Raw genomic sequence first — 17,862 nt, 5'->3', positions numbered from 1 at the left:
GGTCGCTTCGTGTTCGGCGGTCACAGCGACGCGACCCACTCGTCCGAGCCGTCGGCGAACCGCTGGTGCTTCCAGATCGGGGTGCGCTCCTTCACCAGGTCGATGAGCGCGGCGCAGGCGGTGAAGGCATCCGCCCGGTGTGACGACGACACGGCGGCGGCGAGTGCGACGTCCCCGACGACGAGCGCCCCCACCCGGTGCAGGACCGCGACACGCACCCCGGGGTGGTCGGCGGCGATCGTCCGGGCGACCTCGGCGATGACGCTGCCAGCGCTCGGGTGCTGTTCGTAGTCGAGCGCGGTGACGCCCTTGCCGCCGTCGTGGTCGCGCACCACGCCCGCGAAGGTCACGACGGCGCCGTCCTTGTCCGTGGCGACGACCGCGGCGACCTCGTCCACGGAGATCACTCGATCGACGACGTCAGCGACGACCACCCGGTCGGCAGCACCATCGCCCGCGGTCATGACGTACTCCGGGGCGCGTGACCCTCGCCGTGCAGCTGGGCGAGCAGGTGGTCGAGGAGTCCGTCGAGCACGTCGAGCCCGTCCGACACCCCACCGCGAGACCCCGGCAGCGTGATGACGAACGCGCCGCCAGCGATGCCGGCCACCCCGCGGCTGAGCAGTGCGGTGGGCCCGGCGCCGGCGAGACCCCGACGACGGATCTCCTCGACGATCCCGGGGAGCTGCAGGTCGAGCAGGGGCGCGACGGCCTCGGGGGTGCGGTCGGTGGGCGTGACACCGGTGCCACCCGTGGTGATGACCACGCGGGCCTCGGCGAGGAGCTCGCTCGTGACGGTCTCGGCGACGGGTCCGCCGTCGGCGACGATCACCGGCTCGGGGACCGCGAAGTCGTGGTCGCGGAGCCACGCCGCGATGACGGGACCGGTGCGGTCGAGGGCGGGGTCGGCCGCCGCCTGGGTGGACACGACGACGACCGCGGCTCGGCCTCTGCTGAGCAGGTTCATCGTGCGCTCCAGTCCCCGGACCGGCCGCCGTGCTTCTCGAGCACGCGGACGTCCGTGATCGTGGCGGTGCGGTCGACCGCCTTGACCATGTCGTACACCGTGAGGGCGCCGACGCTCGCGCCCGTGAGGGCCTCCATCTCGACGCCGGTCCGCGACGTGGTGCGGACGGAGACCTCGACGACCACGCGGTCACCGGCGCCGGTGATGTCGACCTGGACGCCGGCGATGGGCAGCGGATGGCACAGCGGGATGAGGTCGGAGGTCTTCTTCACCGCCATGATCGCCGCGATGCGAGCCGTGCCGATCACCTCGCCCTTGGGCAACGAGCCGTCGAGGATGCGCTCGACGACGTCCGGACGGGTGACGAGCGTCGCGGTGGCCGTCGCCGAGCGGTCGGTGACGTCCTTCTCGGAGACGTCGACCATGTGCGCGCTGCCGTCCGCACGGACGTGGGACAGGTCGTCGGACGCCGTCCTGGAGGCGGTGGTGTCGTCGGTCATCGGAGGCTCCAGACGGTCAGGGGGTCGCCGGGTTCGACGGCTGCGGTGCCGACGGGCACGTGCACCAGGTGGGTGGCGTCGGCGTAGTGAGCGAGGAGGTGCGAGGACGGACCGCCGACGAAGTGCACGTGGCCGTCCTGGACGCGGCCGCGACGGACCTGGTGCTTGCCCTCGGGTGACACGGAGGCCGATGCCGCCGGCAGCACCTGCGTCGTGCGCGACTCGGGCATCCGGGCGGCGCGGGCGAGCAGCGGGCGGAGGAAGACCTCGAAGGAGACGAGCGCCGACACCGGGTTGCCCGGGAAGGACACGACCGGCACGGGACGCCCCGCGATCGACACGGTGCCCGATGCCTGCGGACCACCCGGCTGCATCGCGACGGGGGTGACCGCGAGCCCGCGGGGCTCGAGTGCCTGACGCACGACCTCGTACGCCCCGGCACTGATCCCGCCGGTCGTGACCACGAGGTCGGCCCACTCCCCCACGGCGGCGTCGAGTGCGGCGAGGAAGCGGGGTTCGTCGTCGGGCACCCGCGCGATCCGGGACTCGACCCCGACCTCGGCGAGCGCCGCACGCAGCGCGATGCCGTTGGCGTCGTTGATCGCGGAACCGGCGTCAGCAGCATCTGAGAGTCCGGACAACTCGGAGCCGGTCGACACGACGAGCACCCGCGGCCGTCGGACCAGCTCGATCCGCGCGACGCCGGCAGCGGCGAGCGCTCCGAGCACGGCGGGTGTCAACGCTGCCCCTGCGGCGACGACCGGTGCCCCGAGCGCCAGGTCGGACCCGGTCGTGCGTACGAAGGTCCCCGGAGCAAGATGGGCCGGTACCTCCACCGTGGTCAGGGACAGTGCGGCGGGGAACGCCCCCGGCCCGGTGGCCTCGACCGGGAACACGGCGTCCGCACCGTCGGGGATGCGCGCGCCGGTCATGATCGGTGCCGCGGTGCCAGGGTCCAGCGGCGCCGGGAGGACGCCTGCCGGGATCGGCTCCACGACGCGCAGCGTCGAGCCGGCATCCGCGGACCGGACCGCGAAGCCGTCCATCTGGCTGTTGTCGAACGGCGGGAGCGGCATCGGCGAGCCGACGGCCCGTCCGAGCACGCGGTACCCGTGTCCGGCGCCGGTGTCGGCAGCGAGGTCGTCGACGAGCAGGGCCTCCAGGCTGTCGTCCCCGACCACGTCCGCCAACGTGCGCAGCGCGGGTGCGACGAGGGCTTCCAGCTCACGCTGGTGCTGACCGATCGTTCGCACGGCTGCCTCCGAAGGACTCGATGCAGCCCATGCGGGCCGCCTGTCAGTAGCGTAACCAGCGCGCTCGGCGCACCCCTGACGATCCGGAGGACCTGTGGAGAACGACCTGACCGCGAACATCGGTGTGATCGGAGGCTCTGGCCTCTACGAGCTCTTCGCACCGGGCACCGCCGACGAGATCGACGTCCCGACGCCGTTCGGGGCGACCTCGTCCCCGATCACGGTCGGCACGATGGCGGGGAAGCGCGTCGCCTTCCTGACCCGGCACGGGCGGGAGCACTCGGTCGCGCCGCACCGCATCAACCACCGCGCGAACATCTGGGCGCTCCGCTCCCTCGGCGTCCGCGCGATCGTGTCGTCGAGCGCCGTCGGTGGTCTGCACCCCGACTACGCGCCGGGCACGTTCGTCGTGACGGACCAGCTCATCGACCGCACGTGGGGTCGCTCGGACACATTCTTCGAGGACGCCGTGCAGCACCTCTCCTTCGCCGACCCCTTCGACCCGGTGCTCCGCCGTGCCGCGGTCGACGCGGTCGCGGGGCTCGACGTCCCGTTCCGCCCGACCGGCACGTGCGTGGTCATCCAGGGCCCGCGCTTCTCGACCCGCGCGGAGTCGGTCTGGCTGCGCGAGGCCGGCGGTCACACGATCAACATGACGATGACGCCCGAGGTGCCGCTCGCCGCGGAGCTCGGCATCGGGACCGTCAACCTGTCGTTCGTCACCGACGCCGACGCGGGCCTGGCGCCGACGGAGGACGAGGCCGCAGCCGCCACGGAGGCACCGGTCTCGCACGCGATGGTGATGGAGCGGCTCGCCCGTGCGAACGAGGTCATCGTGCGCGCCATCGGGTCGATCGTCGCCGCGGTCCCCGACGACTACGCACCGCGCGAGCTCGTCCCCGCAGCGGCGAGCGCGACCATCATGGCGGTCAGCGCGTGAGCCGCCTGCTCGTGACGGGCGGTGCGGGCTTCATCGGCTCCGCCATCGTCCGGCGTGCGGTCGCCGACGGGCACGAGGTGCGCGTGCTCGACTCCCTCCGCACCGACGTGCACGGCGGCGTCGACGGTGGTGTCGCTGCGGTCGCGGCCGAGCACCAGGCGCGCGGCGTCGAGTTCATCCAGGGCGACGTGCGCGACCGGGTGGCGCTCGACGCGGCCCTCGACGGCATCGAGGTCGTCTGCCACCAGGCCGCGAAGGTGGGGCTGGGCGTCGACTTCCAGGACGCGCCCGACTACGTCTCGAGCAACGACGCCGGCACCGCCTGTGTCCTAGCAGGGATGGACCGGCTCCACATCGGCCGACTGGTCGTCGCGAGCTCGATGGTCGTCTACGGCGAGGGTGCCTACGCCACCTCGACCGGTTCACCGATGCGACCGCCGGCCCGCCGCCGCGAGGACCTCGACGCCGGGCGCTTCGACCCGATCGGTCCGGATGGGCAGCCGCTCGTCCCCGGGCTCATCGACGAGTCCGCCGCGCTCGACCCGCGGAACGTCTACGCGCAGACGAAGGTCGCGCAGGAGCACCTGGCCTCGTCGTGGGCGCGGGCGACCGGCGGCCGGGCGATCGCGCTCCGCTACCACAACGTCTACGGACCGGGCATGCCCGCGAACACGCCCTACGCGGGCGTCGCCTCGCTCTTCCGCAGCGCGATCGCCCGGGGCGAGGCACCCCGCGTCTTCGAGGACGGCGCCCAGCGTCGCGACTTCGTGCACGTGGACGACGTCGCCGGGGCGAACCTGGCCTCCATCGGCGCGACCGAGACCATGCCTGCCGACTCCTTCCGGGCGTACAACGTCGGGTCGGGCACGGTGCACACCATCGGCGACATGGCCGCGGCGATCGCCGGGACCGCGGGGTTCGAACCCGTCGTGACCGGGGAGTACCGGCTCGGCGACGTCCGACACGTCACGGCGTCGTCGGCGCGGATCGCGAACGAGCTCGGGTGGCGGGCGCAGGTGGACTTCGAGCGGGGGATGCAGGAGTTCGCGGACGCTCCGCTCCGGGCGGCGGTGGGCTGACGCGGCCCGGGTCGGGCCGGCGGCCGCCGCGCCGACCGGTCCGCCGCGCCGACCGGTCCGCCGCGCCGACCGGTCACGACACCCCGTGTGCTGCTCGCCGATCGGCCACGAACGGTCGGTCAGCGGACGCACGAGCGACGGTTCGTGACCGCTCGGCGGACCTGAGCGGGGCGTCGCGACCACTCGGCGACCACTCGCGGACCACGCGCGAACCACCCCGCCGCTTTGCGCGTCCCCCGGAGACGGGGTGGGGTAGACCGGGCATTCGCAGCCACTCTCCGGTTGCCTGGTGTGCATGGCAACGTCGACCAACCGAAACAGCTCCGCGCACCGAATGGTGGACATGAAGGTCGACGTCATCCTCCCCTGTCTCGACGAGGCCGACGCCCTGCCGTCGGTCATCGGCCGCCTGCCCGACGGATATCGTGCGATCGTCGTCGACAACGGGTCGACCGATGGTTCCGCTGACATCGCCCGTGCGCTAGGGGCGACCGTCGTCACCGAGTCCCGCCGCGGCTTCGGCTCGGCCTGTGCCGCCGGCGTCGCTGCCGCCACCGCCGACTTCGTCGCCTTCTGCGACGCCGACGCCTCGATGGACCCCGCCGAGCTCCCGCCACTCGTCGACCGCGTCGCCTCCGGCCGCGTCGACCTGGCACTCGGCCGCCGCGTCCCGACCACCCGCGGCGCCTGGGCCCCCCACGCACGCTTCGCCAACCGCGTCCTCGCTGTCCTGATGCGCCGGGCGACCGGCTACCGCCTCCGCGACCTCGGCCCGATGCGCGTCATGCGCCGCGAGGACCTCGTCGCACTCGACCTGCAGGACCGCCGCAGCGGCTACCCGCTCGAGATGGTCCTGGCCGCACACGCCGCTGGCTGGCTCGTCGACGAGTCCGACATCGGGTACGCCCAGCGCGTCGGGGACAGCAAGGTCACCGGCACGCTCCGCGGCACGATCAACGCGGTGAAGGACATGACGCGCCTGCTCCGCAAGTACCGCCAGGAGGCCCGGACCGCCACCGTCACGCCTGCCCGCCTCCGGCAGCCGGCCGGCTCCACGGCCCCCACCACCGACCGCACGCCGGCTGCCGAGGTCCGCTCGTGACCGCCGCCGACTCCCCCGCCACCACGACACCCGTCCCGCTGACCGTCGTCGTCATCGCGAAGGAGTGCCTGCCCGGCAAGGTGAAGACCCGCCTGACCCCGGCGCTCTCCCCCGAGGCCGCCGCCCGGGTCGCCGCCGCCAGCCTCGACGACACGCTCAGGACGGTCGCCGCCCTGCCCGTCGAGCGGCGTGTGCTGTTCTTCGACGGCACCGTGGTCCCCGACGCGGCCGCGGGCTTCGACGTGCTCCCCCAGCCCGGCGGTGGGCTCGACGAGCGCCTCGGCTTCCTCTTCGACACGATGACCGGCCCGACCCTCCTCGTCGGCATGGACACCCCGCAGCTCTCCGCTGCCGACCTCGCCCCGGTGCTCGACGCCCCCGAGCGCGACGCCTGGTTCGGCCCGGCGGAGGACGGCGGCTTCTGGTCCCTGTCCCTCGGACAGCCCGACGGCGCGCTCCTCCGTGGCGTGCCGATGTCTCAGGACGACACCGGTGCCGTCCAGCTCGCACGCCTCACCGACGCCGGTCTCGACGTCGGCACCCTCACCACCCTGCTCGACGTGGACACGGTCCCGGACGCCCAGCGCGTCGCCGACCTCGCTCCCACGTCCGCGTTCGCCACGGCCCTGCACGCCGAACCGGTGGACGCCTCCGTCACGACTGGAGCCCTCCGATGAGCGACATCACCCAGACCGCAGTCACGTTCGGCACCGGCGGCGATGAGCCCTACGCCCGTGCGCTCCGCACCGACGGCCGCCTCCGACTCACCGACCTCGGTCGTCCGGACGCCGACGTGACCATGGACGTCGGCCGCTGGAACGCCGCGGCAGACCAGGTCGACCGCTCCCTGCTCGAGGACGTCGACGGCCCCGTGATCGACATCGGCTGCGGCCCGGGACGGATGCTCGTCGCCGCGAAGGCGCTCGGGATCCCGTCGCTCGGCGTGGACGTCTCCGCCGACGCCGTGGCGATCGCGACCCGCTCCGGCGGACGTGCCGTGCAGGGCTCGGTGTTCGACACCGTGCCGGACGAGGGCCGCTGGGACACCGCGCTCGTCCTCGACGGCAACATCGGCATCGGCGGGGACCCCGCCGCGCTGCTCGCCCGCTGTCGGGACATCGTCCGTGTCGGCGGCCGCGTGGTCGTCGAGACGCACACCGACCGCACCGCCGACCGGACTTACCAGGCACGCGTCGTCGACACCGACGGCCACGCCAGCGCCGAGTTCCCGTGGGCCGAGGTCGGCCTCGACGCCCTGCGTCGGCACGCGGCCGACGTCGGGCTGACCGCGCGGTCGAGCTGGACCGCCGCTGGCCGGAGCTTCTGCGAGCTCGTGGCCTGACCCTCCGCCCAGCGCGTTGTTTTGCACAGTGCAAGACAACGCGGTACGGTGGTGGTTCCAGTCGACGACGTCGGAGTCGTCGCACTGATGGCTCCTCGCGCGTCGCACCACCCGAGGAGACCCCATGACGCAGCACACCTCCCCGCTCGGCGGCTCGTACGTGTCCAGCACCGAGCAGCGTGACGAGCGGGGCACCTTCGCGGGCTCACGCTCGATCGACACCGTCGGCACCTACACGGGCGTCCCGGTCACCGGCCGCCTCGGACGCTTCGTCGACGTGCAGTCCGTCCGCCCGGGCACCACCACGGCCGCGAACCGCACCGTCACCGGCTCGTTCCGCACCGCGACCGGGTCGTTCCGCACCGCCTGAGCCGGCGTCCCTGAGCGTGTCCACGCGGACGATGCCAGGATGGGGCCATGAACGACCGCGCCGGCACCCCCGCGACCGCAGACGACCTCGTCGACCTCGACGAACTCGTCTCCGCTTACTACAACCGTGTGCCGGACGTGTCCGTGCCCGAGCAGAAGGTGGTGTTCGGCACGTCCGGGCACCGCGGGTCCTCGCTCGACACCGCGTTCAACGACACCCACATCGCCGCCATCACCCAGGCGATCGTGGAGTACCGGCGCTCCCAGGGCACCGACGGCCCGCTCTTCATCGGCCGTGACACCCACGCGCTCTCCGGGCCCGCCGAGCGCACGGCACTCGAGGTCCTCGCCGCGAACGACGTGCACGTGCTCGCCGACAGCGACAACGGCTACGTCCCGACCCCCGCGCTGAGCCACGCGATCATCCGGTACAACCGCGCGGGGAACACCGACACGGCCGACGGCATCGTGATCACGCCGAGCCACAACCCGCCCCGCGACGGCGGCTTCAAGTACAACCCCCCGCACGGCGGCCCGGCGGACAGCGACGCCACCTCGTGGATCGCGAACCGCGCCAACGCGATCATCGAGGGCGGCAACGCCGAGGTGCAGCGGAGCGAGCACGCGACGCCCGACCGCTACCACTTCCTGCACACCTACGTCGCCGACCTCGAGAACATCATCGACATCGAGGCCATCAAGCGCGCCGGCGTGAAGATCGGCGCCGACCCGCTCGGTGGCGCCTCGCTGCCGTACTGGAACGCGATCCGCGACCACTACGGCCTCGACCTCACCGTGGTGAACCCAGACGTCGACCCGACCTGGTCCTTCATGACGCTCGACTGGGACGGCAAGATCCGGATGGACCCGTCGAGCCCCTCGGCGATGGCGTCCGTGCTCGCCCACAAGGACGAGTTCGACGTGCTCACCGGCAACGACGCCGACTCCGACCGCCACGGCATCGTCACGCCCGACGGTGGCCTGATGAACCCGAACCACTACCTCGCCGTGGCGATCGAGTACCTCTACGCGCACCGCCCCCAGTGGCGCGACGACGCCGCCATCGGTAAGACCCTCGTGTCCTCGAGCATCATCGACCGCGTCGCCGAGTCCCTGGGCCGCCGTCTGTGGGAGGTCCCGGTCGGCTTCAAGTGGTTCGTGCCCGGCCTGATCGACGGCTCCGTGGCCTTCGGTGGCGAAGAGTCCGCCGGCGCCTCGTTCCTCCGCACCGACGGCACCGCGTGGACCACCGACAAGGACGGCATCATCCTGGCGCTCCTGGCGTCGGAGATCGTCGCGGTCACCGGCAAGACCCCGTCGCAGCTCTACACCGAGCTCACCGAGCGCTTCGGCGCCCCCGTCTACCAGCGCGTCGACGCCGCGGCCTCGAAGGAGCAGAAGGCACGCCTGTCGAAGCTCGACGGCGACGCGATCACCGCTGAGACCCTGGCCGGCGACCCGATCACCGCGAAGCTGTCGAAGGCCCCCGGCAACGACGCGGCCGTCGGCGGCGTCAAGGTCGTCACGGACAAGGCGTGGTTCGCCGCCCGCCCGTCCGGCACCGAGGACGTCTACAAGATCTACGCCGAGAGCTTCGTGTCCCAGGAGCACCTCGAGCAGGTCCAGCGCGAGGCCAAGGAGATCGTGGACGCCGCCCTCGGCGCCTAGCAGTCCCCGGTCGGCGGCGGAGGGTCAGTCCTCCGCCGCCACCATCGCCAGCTCGCAGAACATCGCGTCCGCCCACGAGAACCACGGCCGCGAGAACTGCGTCGGGTCGTCGACGTCGAACGACTCGTGCATGTCCCCGGTGCCGGCGTCCGTCGCGACGAGCACGTCGAGGAGCTCGCGGCGCCGCGAGGCCGACCCCGACACCAGGCCCTCCACGGCGAGCGCGATCGGCCACACCCGATCCGGCAGCGTGTGCGGACTGCCCACCCCGGCGGCCACGGAGCCCGAGAACCAGAACGGGTTCGCCGCAGTGAGCACGAACGACCGGGTCGCCGCCCACACCGTGTTGTCGATCACCGACGGCGCGGACAGGGGCAACGACAGCAGCGACGGCGTGTTCGCGTCGTCCATCAGCAGCACCCCGCCGAGGCCGTCGACCTCGTACGCGTAGACGTCCGTGCCGTCGGGCCCGGGGACGACGCCGTGCCGTGCGACCCCCGCCGTGATCTCCGTCCGGAGCACGTCTGCCGCGTCTGCCAGAGCGCCGTCGGACCAGACCGCCCGCGCCAGTTCGGCGACGGCCAGCAGCGCCTGGGCCGCGAACAGGTTGGCCGGGACGTTGTAGCCGTACGTGCAGGCGTCGTCCGACGGTCGGAAGCCGCACCACGTCATGCCCGTCGGACCGACCGGGGTGCCTCGGCCCTCGCGGGCGAGCGTCTCGGTGGGGATCGCGCCCGCTCGGACGAACCGGTAGGCGGACGCGGCGTGGTCCTGCTCCGCCCGCCACTGCGCCACGATCGTGCGGAACACCCGGTGGGCGCGCTCGTCGAGGACCTCGGTCGTCCCGGTGCTCCGCCACAGCGCGTGGGCGAAGGTCACCGGGTAGGCCAGGCTGTCGACCTCGTACTTCTGCTCCCACACGAGCGGGTCGGCGTTCAGGTCGTCCTGGTCCCAGTGCATCCCGTTCGGCTCCCGGTTGAAGGAGTTGGCGTACGGGTCGTGGTCGACCAGCCGGAACTGCCGCCGCACGACGGACCACAGCAGGTCGGCGAGCGCCGGGCTCTGCCCGACCAGCCGCAGGTACGGCGTCATCTGCGTCGTGGAGTCGCGCAGCCACATCGCGGGGATGTCGCCCGTGATGACGAAGGCGCCCTCGTCGTCGAGCGAGATGGTCTCGCGGAGCGTCCGGGTGAGCGCGCGCTCCACACGGTCGCCGACGTCGGTGCCGATCGCCGTGCGGACGCGGTCGGCGGCGGTGCGGAGCGTGGACAGGATCTCGTCGTCGAGGAGCGTCGTCGTCACCCGACCACCGTACCGACACCGCAGGCGTAGCCTCGGGCGATCAGGCGGGCTCGCGCCGGCGCAGTCCGCTGTGCCGTTCCCGTGTGGATCCCTGCCGATCCACTCAGGAAGCCGCTCATGGACAACTGACTGGTTGCGGCAGATGTAACTTTGCAGACAGCGCAATTTTCTGACCACAGCGCCTCGGTACCGGGAGACCCTGCACATGACCCAGACGGCGACCGCCCCCGCGGGAACCACCACCGCGTCCAACGTCGTGATGAACCACCGACAGATCCTGCTCGTGATCTACGGCCTCATGGCCGGCATGTTCCTCGGTGCGCTCGACCAGACGATCGTCGGCACGGCGATCCGCACGATCGGTGACGACCTGCACGGGCTCGACCAGCAGGCCTGGGTGACCACGGCCTACCTGATCGCCTCGACGATCACGACCCCGATCTACGGCAAGCTCTCCGACATCTTCGGACGACGCCCGCTGTTCCTCACCGCGATCGGCATCTTCATCGCCGGCTCGTTCCTGGCGTCGTTCTCGAGCTCGATGCTCATGCTCGCCGGGTTCCGTGCGCTGCAGGGCCTCGGAGCCGGTGGTCTGATGTCGCTCCCGCTCGCGATCATGGGCGACATGCTCGCTCCCCGCCAGCGCGCGAAGTACCAGGGCTACTTCCTCGCCGTGTTCGGCATCTCGAGCGTCATCGGCCCGCTGGTCGGCGGCCTGTTCGCCGGCGCGAACCAGATCCTCTTCGTGTCGGGCTGGCGCTGGGTCTTCCTGATCAACGTGCCGGTCGGCATCATCGCCCTGTTCATGGTCCTGACGTTCCTGCACCTGCCGAAGTTCGGCGACCGGGGCAAGCCCCGCATCGACTGGTGGGGCGCGACGCTCGTCATCACCACCCTCGTGCCGCTGCTCCTCATCGCGGAGCAGGGCCGCGAGTGGGGCTGGGCCTCCCCCGGCGCCATCGCCTGCTACGCGATCGGTGCCCTCGGCCTGATCGGGTTCATCATCGTCGAGCGCGCCATGGGCGACGACGCGATCCTGCCGCTGAAGCTCTTCGGGTCGCACGTCTTCTCGATGGCCGCGATCCTGTCCGTCCTCGTCGGTTTCGGCATGTTCGGCGCGATGCTGACCATTCCGCTGTACCTGCAGATCGTGAAGGGCGTGACCCCGACCGAGTCCGGCTTCGCGATGCTCCCGATGGTCATCGGTCTCATGATCTCCTCGATCGCGTCCGGCCAGATCGTGTCCCGCACGGGCAAGTACCGGATCTTCCCGGTCACCGGCACCGCGTTCACGGCCGTCGGCTTCACCGTGCTGACCTTCCTCACCGCGGACAGCTCCCTCGTGTTCCTGATGACGGGCATGTTCCTCATCGGGCTCGGCCTCGGTCAGCTCATGCAGACCCTGACCCTCGCCGCCCAGGGCTCGGTCAGCCCCCGGGACATCGGCGTCGCGACGAGCTCCGCGACCTTCTTCCGCCAGATCGGCGGCACGATGGGCACCGCCGTGCTCCTCTCGGTGCTGTTCACGCTCATGCCGACGAACATCACGACGGCGATGCAGAACAAGGCCGACCTCTCGAGCGCGCTCAACGCCGCCCTCACCCCGTCCGTCGCGAACGCGCGGGACAACAAGGGTGTGATGGACAACATCTGGACCAAGATCGTCGACCCGGTCAAGCAGAACGTGCAGAACGGCCTCGACAAGGGGGCCGTCCAGGCCAAGCAGGCCGCCGACGCCGCCGTGACGAAGCAGGTGACCGCCGCCGTCCAGCAGCAGGTCGCCGCGGGGACCGTGCCGGCCGCAGCCGCGCAGTCCGTGATCTCCCAGCAGGTCGCCGCCGCGACGCCCGCCGCCGAGCGCCAGGCCCTGCAGACCGCTGCCAGCCGGGCGAACGCCGAGGTCGGCGACGGTGGCACCCTGCAGATCGACTACGCGAACGCCGCCCAGCGGAAGAACGTCGTCGACGAGGTCACCCCGGCCCTCATCAAGCAGCTGAAGAACGGCGACTCCGCCGCGAACTCGTCCTCGAGCTCCGCGACGAGCGACACCTCGTTCCTCAACGGTGCCGACAAGCGCCTCACGCGGCCGTTCCTGGTCGGCTTCAGCAACTCGACGGTCACGGTGTACCTCGTCGGGCTCGGCGTGGTCCTCATCGCGTTCGTGCTGACGTGGTTCTTCCGGGTGCCGCCGCTGCGCAAGACCTCGGCGCTGCAGGAGCAGGCGGACACCGCCCGCGCCGCATCGTCCGGTGGTGGCCAGAACGGCGACGGTGACCAGGACCGCCTGACCGTCGCCGCACAGCAGGCCGCAGCCGGCACCGGCTCGCTCGTCTCGCCGGACACCGGTTCGATGCACGTGGTCCCGACCTCGCCGGACGTCCCCGCGCAGCCGCGGTCCGCCCGCTCGGTCGACGGCCGTGGTGTCTCGGTGCTGCCCCGGGAGAGCGACACCCGCGCTCCCCTGCCCGACGCCCCCACGCACGGCGCCCACTCCGCCGCCGCACCGGTCGACGAGCCGGCCACCACGACGGGTGCGATCCGGACCCAGCACGCGGCGCACGCCGCCGGGTCCGTGGCCGAGCACCCCGTCAGCGGTGCCGACGCTGCCCAGCCGGGCACGGCCTCCCGTCCGGACGAGGGTGACCACCAGCACGGCCGTCACTCGGCCGAGTAGCCACACCGGGGCACGCCCCTGCACGACGAAGCCGCTGTCGGACGACAGCGGCTTCGTCGTTCCACGTCGACCGACCGCCTGCACCGGGCGTCCGGGATCGCCGCGTAGCCTCGCGCGCATGGCTCTTGACGTCCGCAACGACACCGACCAGCAGCAGTACTCCCTCGTCGAGGACGGCGAGGTCATCGGCTTCGCCGCGTACGAGGCCGACGCCGACGAGATCCGCTTCGTGCACACGGAGGTCGAGCCCGCGCACCGCGGCGGCGGCCACGCGTCGATCCTCGTGCAGCACGCGCTGGACGACGTGCGCTCGGGTTCCTCGCTCCGCGTCGTGCCGCAGTGCAGCTACGTCGCCGCGTGGATCGAGCGCCACCCGGACTACCAGGAGCTCACGACGCGCTGACGGGCGCGCGGGTCCGCCCGCTCAGTACGAGCGGTCGTGCGTCCCGGTGCTGCCGACGTGCCGTCCGGCCGGACGCACCGCCGGGACGCGGATGAGCACGGTGCCGCTGAGCAGGTCGTGGTCGTCGCCGGCAGGCGTCGGGGCCTCCTTCGGGAGGCGCGACTGCCGTTCGTACTCGGCCTGCGTCTCGTGACGGGTCGGCGCGAAGACCTCGTCCATCATCGATGCGATGCCGCCGGATCCCCCGGTGTTGGTGGCCTTGTTCGACAGGTCGATCCACCCCAGGCGATCGGCGATCCACGTCACGAGGACCGCCACGGCCATCGCCCCCAGGAGGATCATCCAGTTCACGGCAGTGACGCTACGTGACCGGATGCCGCACCGGATCAGCCGCGCGGAGGATGTTCGCGATCCGCCATCCCCCGATCGGGCTGACCTGCCGCCTTCCGGCTCACGGCACCCGCTCGAGCCACTCCTTCGTCGCGAACTTCGTCTCGACGAGCTCCCGCGCCTTGGCACGCTCCTCGTCGGTGACCTCGCCGGGCGTCGCGCTGTAGCGCTTCGTGAACGTGGCGATGAGCGAGTCGATGATCTCCGCTCGCGAGAGGCCCGTCTGCGACCGCAGGGGGTCGACGCGCTTGGCAGCGGAGGTGGTCCCCTTGTCGCTCATCTTCTCGCGGCCGATGCGCAGGACCTCGACCATCTTCTCGCCGTCCATGTCGTAGCTCATGGTGGCGTGGTGCAGCAGGGCCCCGGTCCCGAGGCGCTTCTGCGCAGCCCCGCCGATCTTGCCCTTCGCGGAGGTGATGTCGTTGAGCGGCTGGTAGAACGCGTCGATGCCGAGGGCCTTGAGCGCCTCGATCACCCACTCGTCCAGGAACGCGTACGAGTCGGCGAACGTCATGCCCTGCACCAGGGCGGTCGGCACGTACAGCGAGTACGAGATGATCGCGCCGGCGTCCATGAACATCGCGCCGCCACCGGAGATCCGCCGGACGACCTGCACGCCGTACTTCTCGGCGCCGGCGGGGTCGACCTCGTTCTTGAGCGACTGGAAGCTGCCGATGACGACCGCGGGCTGGTCCCACTCCCAGATGCGCAGGGTGGGACCGCGGCGGCCGGCCCCCACCTCCTCCGTCAGGACCTGATCGAGCGCGAGGTGCTCGTTCGGGCTGATCGGGCCCTCGTGGACGACCTGCCAGTCGTAGTCGTTCCAGGTCGAGGCGCGCGACAGGGCACGGCGGACGGCGACCCCGACGGACTCGGGCGTGAAGCCGAGCAGGACGGCGTCGGCGGGCAGCGCCGCGCGGACGGCGGCAGCGACACCGGCGGAGTCGGTCGTGGCGGGCAGGCCGTTCACGGCCGCGTCGATCAGCGGGAGCGCATCGTCCGGTTCGAGGAAGAAGTCCCCCGCCAGACGGAACTCCTGGATGGTGTCGTCGACGACATCCAGGTCGACGACGACGAGCTTGCCACCTGGGACCTTGTACTCACCATGCACGCCGCAAGCCTATTCCTGCGGTCGCCACCACAGCGCGGACTGGAGGCTCGGATCACGGATGCCGACCGGCTTCCGTGATCCGCGCCTCCGGTCCGCCGTTCCTGCTGCTGGTTCCTCCGGTGTCAATCCACCACCCGGTCGAGCCACTCGACCAGGTGACCGATGACCTCGTCCCGGTTCGTCTCGTTGTAGACCTCGTGCCGAGCGCCCTCGTACACCTGGACGGTCACGTCCGACAGGCGTCCGCGCCGCCGGTACGCCTGCGCCAGGCGCTGCACGGACTTCGGCCCGCCGAGGGGGTCGTCGGACCCGACCTGGAGGAGCATCGGGAGGTCGTGCGGGATGCCGCGCCGCGGGACGCCGAGCAGTCGGAGGGTGTCCGCGAGGCCGAACAGCCCGATGACGTCGGCCTCCACCGCGAGCGGGTCGACTCCCATCGCGTCGATGACCGCCCGGTCGCGGGTCAACCACTCGAAGCGGGTGGGCCCGAGTGCCGCGTGCCGCTTGTTGAGGTCGCCGCCGCTCATGGAGCCCGGCATCCGGTACGCGGAGCCCGAGAGCACGACGCCCTCGTACGACTCGCTCGAGGTGTTCACGATCCGCTGGGCCATGAGCGACCCCCACGAGTGTCCGAGGAGCACGAGCGGCAGGCCGGGGCTGTCCACACGTGCCACGGTGCTCATCTGTTCGACGGCGGCGATCGCGGCCCGGAGTCCGCCGGGGCCGAGCCGTCCGAGCTTCGAGCGGTCGTCCTCCCACTGGAGGATGCCGGTCCGGCCGTGGCCGCGGTGGTCGTTCGCCACGACGGTGTAGCCCGATCGGACGAGGTCCTGCGCGAGCGGCTCGTACCGCAGGGAGTGCTCGCCGACGCCGTGGGCGAGCTGGACGATGCCCTTCGGCCGACCGGCACGCCAGGTCGAGTAGACGATCTCGACGCCGTGCGCGTCGACGAACGAGGAGTCGCCGCGGGCGGCCGAGAACGTGGGCACGTGAGCATCCTCGCAGATGCTCGAACCTGTTCACCGTCCGTTCACCCGGCCGCGACGGGCCGGGCCTAGCGTCTCGGCCATGGACGTCCTCGTCACCGTCGTACTGGTGATCGTGGTGGCTCTCGTGTTCGACTTCACGAACGGCTTCCACGACACCGCGAACGCCATGGCCACCTCGGTCGCCACGGGAGCCCTCAAGCCCCGCACCGCTGTCATCATCTCCGCCGTCCTCAACCTGGTGGGCGCGTTCCTGTCCACCGAGGTGGCGAAGACCGTCTCGCAGGGCATCATCCGCGAGGGCCAGGACGGCATCCACATCTCCCCCACGATGATCTTCGCCGGGCTCGTCGGCGCCGTGCTCTGGAACCTCGGCACGTGGTACTTCGGCCTGCCGTCGTCGTCCACGCACGCCCTGTTCGGCGGGCTCATCGGCGCCTCGATCATCGGCGCCGGGCTGAACTCGGTCGACTGGGCCACCGTCGTCTCGAAGGTCGTGCTGCCCGCGCTGCTCTCCCCGGTCATCGCCGGGTTGATCGCGCTGGCCGCCACCTACCTGGCGTACACGATCACGAAGAACGCGACCACCCACGGCGCCGCGACCGGCTTCCGGCACGGCCAGACGATCTCGGCCTCGTTGGTGTCGCTCGCGCACGGCACGAACGACGCGCAGAAGACCATGGGCGTCATCACGCTGACCCTCATCGCCGCGAACTACCAGGACTCGGGCACCGGCCCCCAGATCTGGGTGATCCTGGCGTGCGGTCTGGCGATCGCACTCGGCACCTACATGGGCGGCTGGCGCATCATGCAGACCGTCGGCAAGAAGATCTCGGACGTGCAGAGCCCCCAGGGCTTCGCCGCGGAGACCAGCTCGGCCGCCACCATCCTGGTGTCCTCGCACCTCGGCTTCGCGCTCTCCACCACCCACGTCACGAGCGGCTCCGTCATCGGCTCCGGCCTCGGCAAGAAGCTCGCGGACGTGCACTGGGGCGTCGTCGGACGCATCGTCATCGCCTGGGTGATCACGCTCCCGTCGGCTGCGGTGGTCGGCGGTCTGGCGACGTGGCTGGCCTCGACGTCGACGATCGGCCTGGTGATCGTCGCGGTGCTGGCCCTGGCCGGTGGGCTGACCTTCTACACGCTGGCCCGTCGCAAGCCGATCTCGGCGAGTGACGTCAACGAGGGCAGCACGGAGCGCGAGCCCGTGGCTGCCGAGAGCTGAGAGGCACCCTGATGACCATCGACTTCTCCGCGATCGCGACCGTCGCAGGCGTGGGCTTCGTGGCGGCCGTGGGGGTCGTCCTGTTGTACACACTCGGCCTCCGGCTGCTCGGGGTCGGTCAACCGGCCGATGCGGGCGGCGAGCGGACGCAGTACAGCGACGAGACCCCGCGCAGCGGAACGACGCCCCCGATCGCCCTCGCCGGCGCCGGGCTCTGCTTCGCCGTGTGCGTCGCCGCGGTCCTCTACGGCATCTGGATGACGATCCCCCAGTTCCACTGACCACTGGCTCGGGTGACGCCGGTGTCTCGGTTCGAGACACCGGCGTCTGCGCGAGACACCGCCCCAGCGTCGAGACGCCGCCGATTCCGGCGGCGTTTCGTTCGTTCCGAGGCGTTTCGCGCAGACACCCCTGTCTCGCAGCGCCCAACGAGCACGAGGCACCGCGAGACACCCCCGTCTCGCGCAGACACCCCTGTCTCGGCGCCCCAACGCACGCGCACCGCACGCAGACACCCCCGTCTCGCGCAGACACCCCTGTCTCGGCGCCCC

Annotated in this window: 19 protein-coding genes; 11 read left to right on the top strand and 8 right to left on the bottom strand. The window is 71.6% G+C overall.

Annotated features, from left to right (window positions below):
• Positions 1-20: 20 nt before the first annotated feature.
• Genes OXR63_RS09205 through OXR63_RS09190 form a run of 4 tightly spaced genes read right to left on the bottom strand, consistent with a single transcriptional unit; the run spans position 21 to position 2,720 of the window.
• Positions 21-464: a molybdenum cofactor biosynthesis protein MoaE gene (locus OXR63_RS09205; protein WP_267422180.1), complete on the bottom strand. Its 444-nt coding sequence runs from the start codon at positions 462-464 to the stop codon at positions 21-23.
• Positions 461-967 (bottom strand): MogA/MoaB family molybdenum cofactor biosynthesis protein, encoded by a 507-nt coding sequence (locus OXR63_RS09200; RefSeq protein WP_267422177.1) that lies wholly within the window; start codon positions 965-967, stop codon positions 461-463. Before OXR63_RS09200 ends, OXR63_RS09205 begins: the two co-directional genes overlap by 4 nt.
• Positions 964-1,467: a cyclic pyranopterin monophosphate synthase MoaC gene (gene moaC, locus OXR63_RS09195; protein WP_267422174.1), complete on the bottom strand. Its 504-nt coding sequence runs from the start codon at positions 1,465-1,467 to the stop codon at positions 964-966. Before moaC ends, OXR63_RS09200 begins: the two co-directional genes overlap by 4 nt.
• The gene (locus tag OXR63_RS09190; RefSeq protein ID WP_267422172.1) at positions 1,464-2,720 is read right to left on the bottom strand and encodes a molybdopterin molybdotransferase MoeA; all 1,257 of its coding nucleotides are present in this window, start codon (positions 2,718-2,720) and stop codon (positions 1,464-1,466) included. Before OXR63_RS09190 ends, moaC begins: the two co-directional genes overlap by 4 nt.
• A 94-nt stretch (positions 2,721-2,814) precedes the next feature.
• On the opposite strand from OXR63_RS09190, the gene OXR63_RS09185 reads away from it, so the two are divergent.
• The 7 genes from OXR63_RS09185 (at position 2,815) to pgm (ending at position 9,220) form a co-directional block, all read left to right on the top strand.
• On the top strand, positions 2,815-3,660 hold the full coding sequence (locus OXR63_RS09185; RefSeq protein ID WP_267422169.1) for an MTAP family purine nucleoside phosphorylase: 846 nt from the start codon (positions 2,815-2,817) through the stop codon (positions 3,658-3,660).
• A complete protein-coding gene (locus OXR63_RS09180) occupies positions 3,657-4,739 on the top strand; it encodes an NAD-dependent epimerase/dehydratase family protein (protein WP_267422166.1) in 1,083 nt (360 codons plus the stop codon). The genes OXR63_RS09185 and OXR63_RS09180 overlap by 4 nt, the downstream gene beginning before the upstream one ends.
• A gap of 343 nt (positions 4,740-5,082) precedes the next feature.
• Positions 5,083-5,841 carry a glycosyltransferase family 2 protein gene (locus OXR63_RS09175; protein ID WP_308202153.1) on the top strand — a complete coding sequence of 253 codons (759 nt, stop codon included), beginning with the start codon at positions 5,083-5,085 and terminating at the stop codon, positions 5,839-5,841.
• Positions 5,838-6,518, top strand: coding sequence for a TIGR04282 family arsenosugar biosynthesis glycosyltransferase (locus tag OXR63_RS09170; protein ID WP_267422164.1), 681 nt, complete (start codon positions 5,838-5,840; stop codon positions 6,516-6,518). The genes OXR63_RS09175 and OXR63_RS09170 overlap by 4 nt, the downstream gene beginning before the upstream one ends.
• Complete coding sequence (locus tag OXR63_RS09165) at positions 6,515-7,183, top strand: class I SAM-dependent methyltransferase (RefSeq protein WP_267422162.1); 669 nt, start codon at positions 6,515-6,517, stop codon at positions 7,181-7,183. Before OXR63_RS09170 ends, OXR63_RS09165 begins: the two co-directional genes overlap by 4 nt.
• A 124-nt stretch (positions 7,184-7,307) precedes the next feature.
• Positions 7,308-7,553, top strand: coding sequence for a hypothetical protein (locus OXR63_RS09160; RefSeq protein WP_267422160.1), 246 nt, complete (start codon positions 7,308-7,310; stop codon positions 7,551-7,553).
• A gap of 47 nt (positions 7,554-7,600) precedes the next feature.
• Positions 7,601-9,220: a phosphoglucomutase (alpha-D-glucose-1,6-bisphosphate-dependent) gene (gene pgm / locus OXR63_RS09155; RefSeq protein ID WP_267422158.1), complete on the top strand. Its 1,620-nt coding sequence runs from the start codon at positions 7,601-7,603 to the stop codon at positions 9,218-9,220.
• A gap of 24 nt (positions 9,221-9,244) precedes the next feature.
• Here pgm and OXR63_RS09150 read toward each other — a convergent pair whose 3' ends face one another.
• A complete protein-coding gene (locus OXR63_RS09150) occupies positions 9,245-10,522 on the bottom strand; it encodes a glycoside hydrolase family 125 protein (protein WP_267422155.1) in 1,278 nt (425 codons plus the stop codon).
• A 205-nt stretch (positions 10,523-10,727) separates the two neighbouring features.
• On the opposite strand from OXR63_RS09150, the gene OXR63_RS09145 reads away from it, so the two are divergent.
• Positions 10,728-13,196, top strand: coding sequence for an MDR family MFS transporter (locus OXR63_RS09145; protein ID WP_267422153.1), 2,469 nt, complete (start codon positions 10,728-10,730; stop codon positions 13,194-13,196).
• A gap of 118 nt (positions 13,197-13,314) precedes the next feature.
• Positions 13,315-13,599: a GNAT family N-acetyltransferase gene (locus OXR63_RS18545; RefSeq protein ID WP_071274653.1), complete on the top strand. Its 285-nt coding sequence runs from the start codon at positions 13,315-13,317 to the stop codon at positions 13,597-13,599.
• Positions 13,600-13,620: 21 nt separating this feature from the next.
• Here OXR63_RS18545 and OXR63_RS09135 read toward each other — a convergent pair whose 3' ends face one another.
• The 3 genes from OXR63_RS09135 to OXR63_RS09125 form a co-directional block, all read right to left on the bottom strand.
• The gene (locus OXR63_RS09135) at positions 13,621-13,950 is read right to left on the bottom strand and encodes a hypothetical protein (RefSeq protein ID WP_267422150.1); all 330 of its coding nucleotides are present in this window, start codon (positions 13,948-13,950) and stop codon (positions 13,621-13,623) included.
• A 100-nt stretch (positions 13,951-14,050) separates the two neighbouring features.
• A complete protein-coding gene (locus OXR63_RS09130; RefSeq protein WP_267422149.1) occupies positions 14,051-15,100 on the bottom strand; it encodes a lipoate--protein ligase family protein in 1,050 nt (349 codons plus the stop codon).
• Positions 15,101-15,222: 122 nt separating this feature from the next.
• Positions 15,223-16,089 (bottom strand): alpha/beta hydrolase, encoded by an 867-nt coding sequence (locus OXR63_RS09125; RefSeq protein WP_267422146.1) that lies wholly within the window; start codon positions 16,087-16,089, stop codon positions 15,223-15,225.
• 79 nt (positions 16,090-16,168) lie between these two features.
• On the opposite strand from OXR63_RS09125, the gene OXR63_RS09120 reads away from it, so the two are divergent.
• Both OXR63_RS09120 and OXR63_RS09115 read left to right on the top strand, forming a co-directional pair.
• The gene (locus OXR63_RS09120) at positions 16,169-17,311 is read left to right on the top strand and encodes an inorganic phosphate transporter (protein ID WP_267422143.1); all 1,143 of its coding nucleotides are present in this window, start codon (positions 16,169-16,171) and stop codon (positions 17,309-17,311) included.
• Between the two features lie 11 nt (positions 17,312-17,322).
• A complete protein-coding gene (locus OXR63_RS09115; RefSeq protein WP_267422141.1) occupies positions 17,323-17,592 on the top strand; it encodes a hypothetical protein in 270 nt (89 codons plus the stop codon).
• Positions 17,593-17,862 lie beyond the last annotated feature (270 nt).

Origin of the sequence: Curtobacterium sp. GC_Cur_3 (assembly GCF_026544205.1) — a bacterium.
Taxonomy (GTDB): domain Bacteria; phylum Actinomycetota; class Actinomycetes; order Actinomycetales; family Microbacteriaceae; genus Curtobacterium.
The sequence above is the reverse complement of the archived record's forward strand: the minus strand, read 5'-3'. Positions and strand labels throughout refer to the sequence as shown.